This is a genomic window from Streptomyces sp. NPDC043427, from assembly GCF_056436655.1.
In genome coordinates this window covers 1-7,559 of the sequence record NZ_JBWKCC010000063.1, presented here as the reverse complement: position 1 = coordinate 7,559, position 7,559 = coordinate 1, and the positions used below count along the sequence as shown (strand labels likewise).

General features: G+C 71.7%; 6 protein-coding genes. 2 read left to right on the top strand and 4 right to left on the bottom strand.

Annotation, left to right across the window (positions count from 1 at the left end; genetic code table 11):
* A partial coding sequence (locus AC067M_RS45660; protein WP_478702895.1) for a maltotransferase domain-containing protein occupies window positions 1–311 on the bottom strand: 311 nt, incomplete at its 3' end.
* 202 nt (window positions 312–513) lie between these two features.
* The gene (locus tag AC067M_RS45655) at window positions 514–1,716 is read right to left on the bottom strand and encodes a S8 family peptidase (RefSeq protein ID WP_478702894.1); all 1,203 of its coding nucleotides are present in this window, start codon (window positions 1,714–1,716) and stop codon (window positions 514–516) included.
* A 254-nt stretch (window positions 1,717–1,970) separates the two neighbouring features.
* Here AC067M_RS45655 and AC067M_RS45650 point away from each other — a divergent pair, with 254 nt between their 5' ends.
* Together AC067M_RS45650 and AC067M_RS45645 are read left to right on the top strand one after the other, a co-directional pair.
* Window positions 1,971–4,589 (top strand): glycosyltransferase family 1 protein, encoded by a 2,619-nt coding sequence (locus AC067M_RS45650; protein WP_478702893.1) that lies wholly within the window; start codon window positions 1,971–1,973, stop codon window positions 4,587–4,589.
* Between the two features lie 83 nt (window positions 4,590–4,672).
* A complete protein-coding gene (locus AC067M_RS45645; protein ID WP_478702892.1) occupies window positions 4,673–4,972 on the top strand; it encodes a hypothetical protein in 300 nt (99 codons plus the stop codon).
* 30 nt (window positions 4,973–5,002) lie between these two features.
* Here AC067M_RS45645 and AC067M_RS45640 read toward each other — a convergent pair whose 3' ends face one another.
* Window positions 5,003–5,512, bottom strand: coding sequence for a DUF1990 domain-containing protein (locus AC067M_RS45640; RefSeq protein ID WP_478702891.1), 510 nt, complete (start codon window positions 5,510–5,512; stop codon window positions 5,003–5,005).
* A gap of 70 nt (window positions 5,513–5,582) precedes the next feature.
* The gene (locus AC067M_RS45635) at window positions 5,583–7,247 is read right to left on the bottom strand and encodes a M4 family metallopeptidase (protein ID WP_478702890.1); all 1,665 of its coding nucleotides are present in this window, start codon (window positions 7,245–7,247) and stop codon (window positions 5,583–5,585) included.
* Window positions 7,248–7,559: the final 312 nt, after the last annotated feature.

The window sequence follows — 7,559 nt, the reverse complement described above, 5'->3', positions numbered from 1 at the left end:
TCACGCAGCGGGGTCCAGGGGCCGGGGCGTCCGTCCGGGTCCCGGAGGACCACGTTGGCGCCGACGGCGTCATGGCCCTCGCGGAAGACGGTGGCCGAGATCTGGAACGTCTCGCCGGTGACCGCCTTGGCGGGCCGGCGCCCGTGCTGGACGACGGGCCGCACGTCGAGGACCGGTATGCGTCCGACGGCGGTGGCGTCGCCCGTGGAGGATCGCTCCGGGACCGGTGGTGGACCGACGTCGGCGGGGCGCACGGGGGGTGCGGCGGTGCTGGGTGTCGGGGGTGCTGACGAGTGGTGCGTGGCGGGCATGACCGCTCCTGTCCGCGTCAACGTGGGTGGGCGGATGGCTGTGGGGAGGTGGGTCCTGCGTGGTGTACCTGAGGGGTGCACCGGTGGAGCCTTCCCACCCTATTCGGGTGGGCAATCCGGCACTTTGTTAACTACTCACGCGTATGTCTACACACAAGACCGGCCCCGTTCGAGGCGAACGGGGCCGGACCGGCACTCCGCCCTACGAGGACGGCACCCGCAGAAGTTCGTTCGGTGAACCCGGCCCCAAGCCGGACACCTTCCCCTTCGAGGCCCCGTCAATCAGCGCACCCGCGACTTCACTCGGGTTTGCCTTCGGATGGTCGGCCAGGTAGAGCGCGGCCGCGCCCGCCGCGTGCGGCGACGCCATCGACGTACCGGAGAAGGTCGCCGTGCCGGTGTCGCTCGTGTGGGAGTCCGAGGTGATCGACACGCCCGGGGCGAACAGGTCGAGGGCGGGACCGTAGTTGGAGAAGGCCGGTTTCGTGTCCTTCCGGTCCGTCGCGCCGACCGTGATCGCCTCCTTCACCCGGGCGGGGGAGTAGGCGTCTGCCCGCAGCCCGTCGTTGCCCGCCGCGACCGTGTACGTCACGCCCGACCTGATCGAGTTGCGTACCGCCGCGTCAAGTTGGGCGTTGCGATAGCCGCCCAGACTGAGGTTGGCGACCGCGGGCTTCCGCGCGTTCCGGGTGACCCAGTCGATTCCGGCGATGACCTGCGCGGTCGTGCCGGAGCCGTCGTCGGCGAGGACGCGCACGGCGACCACGCGGGCCTTCTTGGCGACGCCGTGGGCGGTGCCCGCGACGGTGCCGGCGACATGGGTGCCGTGCCCGTTGCCGTCGGTCGCGGTCCGGTCGCCGTCGACGAAGTCCCAGCCGTGACCGGCCCGGCCGCCGAAGTCCCGGTGCGTGGTGCGGATACCGGTGTCGATCACGTACACCGTCACTCCGGCGCCCGCGGACCTCGGCCCGGTGTAGCCGCCGTCCAGTGGCAGGGCCGGCTGGTCGACACGGTCCAGGCCCCACGACGGCGGGGTGCGCGGGGCGCCGTCGAGGGCGACGCGGCTGTCCTGGACGACCGAGGCGACACGCGGGTCGGCGGCGAGAAGCCGGGCCCGTCTCTCGTCCGCCCTGATGGCATAGCCGTTGAGCGCCGTGCCGTAGACATGGCTGATTCTGACCCCGTACGTCTCGGCGAGGCTCCTTCCCGCCGCCGACGGCGCCTTCATTCCCCCCTTGAGCGTCACCAGGTAGCTTCCGCTGACGGAACCGGGCGCCCCGGCGCCGGATATCCGCCCCTCCGGTACGGCGTGCGCGGGCAGGGTGACGGCCGACAGGGCCGCGGCACAGGCCACCGCGGCCAGGCCCCCCGCCCGGCGCAGACGCCGTTGTCGCGTCCGTGCCATGGCGTGAACTTCCCCTCCTCTGCGGCGCGCGGGCCGCGCGCCGCGTGCGTGGTGCACCCGGCGTGGATCCGAACGCCACTGGGCAGCCTCTCGTGTGGGACGAGGTGTCACAAGAAGGCCCATGGGGGTGGAATCGGCCATATCATCCGGGCCGTGGCACTCCCAGCGAAGGGGACGCCGACGCCGGTAACGTCAAGGGTGACGCCGAGACGCACACCGCCGTGCGTCCACAACGCAACGCGCCGAGGTGGAATGTGAAGGCGATCCGTCGATTCACCGTCCGTCCCGTTCTTCCCGAACCCCTACGGCCGCTCAGCGACCTCGCGCGCAATCTGCGCTGGTCCTGGCACGCGGAGACCCGAGACCTCTTCCAGTCCGTCGACCCCGAGCGCTGGGCCGCCTCCGACTGCGACCCCGTACGCCTGCTGGGCGGTGTCTCGTCGGAGCGACTCGCGGAGCTGGCCGAGGACCGCCGTTTCCTGCGCCGCCTGACCGCGGTCGCCGACGACCTGCACGACTACGTCACCGGGGAGCGCTGGTACCAGACGCAGTCCGGTGAGCTTCCCGACGCCGTCGCCTACTTCTCACCCGAGTTCGGCATCACCGCCGCCCTGCCGCAGTACTCCGGCGGCCTCGGCATCCTGGCCGGCGACCACCTGAAGGCGGCCAGCGACCTCGGTCTGCCGCTGATCGGCGTCGGACTCCTCTACCGCCACGGCTACTTCCGCCAGACCCTCTCCCGGGACGGCTGGCAGCAGGAGCACTATCCCGTCCTCGACCCCAACGAACTGCCGGTGGCGCTGGTGAGGGAGGCCGACGGCACGCCCGCCCAGGTCTCCCTCGCCCTGCCCGGCGGGACATCGCTGCACGCCCGGATCTGGCTGGCCCAGGTCGGCCGGGTCCCGCTGCTGATGCTCGACTCCGACGTCGAGGAGAACGACCTCGGCGAACGCGGGGTGACCGACCGGCTCTACGGCGGCGGCAGCGAGCACCGGCTGCTGCAGGAGATGCTGCTCGGTATAGGAGGGGTCCGGGCGGTGCGGACGTACTGCCGGCTGACCGGCCACCCCGAGCCGGAGGTGTTCCACACCAACGAGGGCCATGCCGGCTTCCTCGGGCTCGAACGCATCGCCGAACTCTGCGAGGAGGGGCTCGACTTCGACCCCGCCCTCGAGGCGGTCCGGGCGGGGACGGTCTTCACCACGCACACCCCCGTCCCCGCCGGCATCGACCGCTTCGACCGCGAACTGGTCGCCCGCCACTTCGGCCCCCACGCCGAACTCCCGCGCATCGACGTCGAACGCGTCCTGCGCCTCGGCATGGAGACCTACCCGGGCGGCGAGCCCAACCTCTTCAACATGGCCGTGATGGGCCTGCGCCTGGCCCAGCGCGCCAACGGCGTCTCGCTGCTGCACGGAAACGTCAGCCGCGAGATGTTCTCGGGCCTGTGGCCGGCCTTCGACCCCGACGAGGTGCCCATCACCTCCGTCACCAACGGCGTGCACGCCCCCACCTGGGTGGCCCCGGAGGTACTGCGTCTGGGCGCCCGCCAGGTCGGGGCCGAGCGGGCCGAGGACGCGTTGAGCGTCGGGGGCGCGGGCCGCTGGGACGCGGTCGCCGACATCAGCGACCAGGACATCTGGGAGCTGCGGCGGACCCTGCGCGAACAGTTGGTGGACGAGGTGCGGGAGCGGCTGCGGGCCTCCTGGCGGCAGCGGGGCGCGGGGACGGCCGAACTCGGCTGGATCGACGGGGTGCTGGACCCCGACGTGCTCACCATCGGCTTCGCGCGGCGCGTCCCGTCGTACAAACGGCTGACGCTGATGCTGCGGGACCGCGACCGGCTGATGGACCTGCTGCTGCACCCCGAGCGGCCGATCCAGCTCGTGGTCGCGGGCAAGGCCCACCCGGCGGACGACGGCGGCAAGCGGCTGATCCAGGAACTGGTCCGCTTCGCCGACGACCCGCGCGTGCGCCACCGGATCGTCTTCCTGCCCGACTACGGCATGGGAATGGCGCAGAAGCTCTACCCGGGCTGCGACATCTGGCTGAACAACCCCCTGCGCCCGCTGGAGGCCTGCGGCACCTCCGGGATGAAGGCCGCCCTCAACGGCTGCCTCAACCTCTCCGTGCTCGACGGCTGGTGGGACGAGTGGTTCCAGCCCGACTTCGGCTGGGCGATCCCCACCGCGGACGGCGCCGGCACCGACCCCGACCACCGCGACGACATCGAGGCGGCCGCGCTCTACGACCTCCTCGAACAGCGCGTCACCCCGCGCTTCTACGAGCGCGGCCAGGGCGGTCTGCCCGACCGCTGGATCGAGATGGTCCGCCAGACCCTCACCCTGCTCGGGCCGAAGGTCCTGGCGGGCCGCATGGTCCGCGAGTACGTCGAGCGCCTGTACACCCCCGCGGGCCTCGCCCACCGCTCGATGGACCCCGACTCCGCCCGCGAACTCGCCTCCTGGAAGTCCCGGGTGCGTGCGGCCTGGCACCGCGTCAGCGTCGACCACGTCGAGACGTCCGCCACCACCGCCACCGCCGAACTCGGCACCACCCTCACCCTCCGCGTCCGCGTCGGCCTCGGCGACCTCGCCCCCGACGACGTCGAGGTCCAGGCCCTCTCCGGCCGCGTCGACACCCGGGACCGCATCACCGACGCCACGACCGTCCCCCTCAAACCGACGGGCGGCCCCGACCCGGAGGGCCGCTGGTTCTACGAGGGCCCCCTGTCCCTCGACCGCACCGGTCCCTACGGTTACACGGTCCGCATCCTCCCGGCCCACCGACTCCTCGCCTCCAGCGCGGAGCTGGGGCTCGTGACGGTGCCGGGGGAGGAACTCGGGGAGGAGGCGGGGGTGTTGCTGCGGTGAGGGCTCCGCGACTCTGACGCGAGGGCCGGCCGGGAGATCCCGCGCCGGCCCTCTGTTCGCATGTCACACCCGGGGAGGCGCCGGTGATCCTCAGTGGCAGGAACGCCAGGCGCCTGGTGCTCACGGTCCACGGCCGGTGGCTGCTCGGCGGCGCGAGCGTGGCCGTCGTGGCGCTCCGCTACACCCCGCTGCCCGACGTGCTCGCCGCCCTCACCGGGCTCGTGGTCGGCACGGCCCTGACGGCGTACCTCAGTGGGCACCCCGACCTGTCCCGGTGGGCCACCTGCGCAGGCGGGCCGGGCGGTGGGTGCCGAAGGTGGCCGACTGGAGCTTGCTCCCGTTACGGCCGGCCGTCGCCGTGGTGGTGCTCGCCTCGGCTGTGACGGTGGCCGCGACGGAGGCCGGGTAGCGCCTCAGGCACTGTCCTGCGGTGCGCACAGCTTGCGCAGGACCACGCCGCATCGGCGGGCGTAGGCGTGCTGCAGGCCCCGGGTCGCCGGGCCGCCCGCGCGGGCGTACCACTTGGCGGCGCGGCTGAAGGCGGAGATGGTCAGCCAGACCGTGCCGTCGCCGGTGCGGTCCACGAGGAAGGACTCCTCGCCGCACTCGGGGTGGCCCGCGAGGGTGCCGTAGGCCCAGCCCGCGCGGCGGGGTTCCTCCACGGTCCAGACCACGCGGCACGGTGCCTTGATCATGCCCGCGAGGGTGACCGTGACGTCGACGTCGGGGGCGGCGCGGTCGGCGGTCGCGTCTATGCCGACGCCCAGCGCGCGGTGCATCTCCCAGCTGAGGACGGCGTCCGCGGCCCGCCGGAAGAGCGCCTGCCCCTCACCGAGGCGGGCGCGCACATGGAGCGGGTGGAAGCCGGGCGGGCAGAAGCCGTTCTCGCGGGTGGCGCCGACATCCGCGTACGTGAAGGACATGCGCCCAAGAGTAGGGCGGCCCCCGGGGATGCCTTCGTCCCGGGGGCCACTCGTGTCAAACAGGTGTGCGTCAGCTGACGTTGATCGCGGACCAGGCCGCGGCCACGGTCTTGTACTCGGTGCTGCTGGAGCCGTACAGCGCGGACGCGGCGCTCAGCGTGCCGGTGCGCGCGCCCTTGTAGTTGGTGGTCGACGTGAAGTACGTCGTCAGCGCCTTGTACCAGATCTTCAGCGCCTTGTCGCGGCCGATGCCGGTGACCGTGGAGCCGTTGGACGTCGGGGAGTTGTAGGTCACCCCGTTGATCGTCTTCGAGCCGCTGCCCTCGGACAGCAGGTAGAAGAAGTGGTTCGCGGGGCCGGACGAGTAGTGCACGTCGAGGCCGCCCAGGCTGGAGGACCAGCTGTCCTTGGACCCGCCGTCCTTGCTCGGCTTGTCCATGTAGCGCAGCGGGGTGCCGTCGCCGTTGATGTCGATCTTCTCGCCGATGAGGTAGTCGCCCTTGTCGGCCGCGTTGTTCGCGAAGAACTCGACGCCGGTGCCGAGGATGTCGGAGGTCGCCTCGTTCAGACCGCCCGACTCGCCGCTGTAGTTGAGGCCGGCGGTGGCCGAGGTCAGACCGTGGCTCATCTCGTGGCCGGCCACGTCCAGCGAGGTCAGCGGGTGGGTGTTGCCCTCACCGTCGCCGTAGGTCATGCAGAAGCAGCTGTCGTCCCAGAAGGCGTTGACGTAGGCGTTGCCGTAGTGGACGCGGGAGTAGGCGGCCTTGCCGTCGTTCTTGATGCCGCTGCGGCCGAAGGCGCTCTTGTAGAAGTCCCAGGTGACCTGCGCGCCGTAGGCGGCGTCGACGGCGGCCGTCTGGTCGCTGGTGGAGCTGGAGGCGGCGCCGGTGCCCCACGCGTCGTCGGCGTCGGTGAACAGCGTGCCCGCGGAGGAGCTGGTGCTGCGGGCCTTGTTGTACGTCTTGTGGCCGCCGCGCGTGGTGTCGTACAGCTGGAACGTCGAGCCCGACTTGGTGGTGCCGAGGGTGACGCTGCCGGAGTAGAGGCTCTTGCCGCTGCCGGTCTCGATGGCCTGGTACTCGTACAGCTTCTTGCCGGTGGCCGCGTCGGTGATGACGTGCAGCTCGTTCGGGGTGCCGTCCTCCTGGAGGCCGCCGACGACGGTCTCGTAGGCGAGGACCGGCTTGCCGTCGCCCGCCCAGATCACCTTGCGGGGGGCCTGGTCGGCGGCGGTCTTCTCGGAACCGGCGTCCTTCGCGGCGGTCAGCGCCTGCTTCTCGGCCTTCGACGCGGCGACGGCCGGCTTCAGCGAGGCGACCTTGACGGCGGCCTTGAGCGCCTTGGTCACGCCTTTGGTCTCGCCGGACTTCGACTGGTGGACGATCAGGTCGCCGCCGAGGACGGGGAGGCCCGCGTAGGTGCGCTCGTAGCGGGTGTGGACCGAGCCGTCGACGTCCTTCACGACGTCCTTGACGACCAGCTTCTCCTGGGCGCCGAGGCCTATTTCCTGGGCGGTGGTGGGCGCGTCGGCCTGCTGCTGCTGGATGAGCGTGGTGCGCGCGGCCGTCGTCAGCTGGAGCGGGGCGGCGGCCAGCGGGGCCTTGGCGGTGGTGTCCGCGGGGACCTGGGCGACGGCGGAACCGGTGGTCAGACCGGTGGTGAGCAGCGCTCCGGCGGCGACGGCGGTGGCGATGGCCAGAGTGGAACGCTTGTGACGCGCGTAGAGGGAGGACACACAAGCTCCTTGGTGGGGGAGTCCGGGCCGGCGTGGGGTGGCCGACCGGAGGTGGTTGTGAAGTTGTGCGGCGGTTGTGAGGAAGAGTGCACCAGGGACGCGTACATGTCATGACCCTCAAGTGATGTTGGCTGAAAACTGACCCCTGGGTGAACATTGCGGGAATGTAAACCGAGTTGACCTGGGTAAAGCACCAACCTGGCGCGGGCATACGCCTGGCAAAAACGCGGGCGCGGGGGGGGGGGGGGGGGGGGGGGGGGGGGGGGGGGGGGGGTAGTGGATCCGCGGTAACAGAGGGGGGTAGGGTGGGAG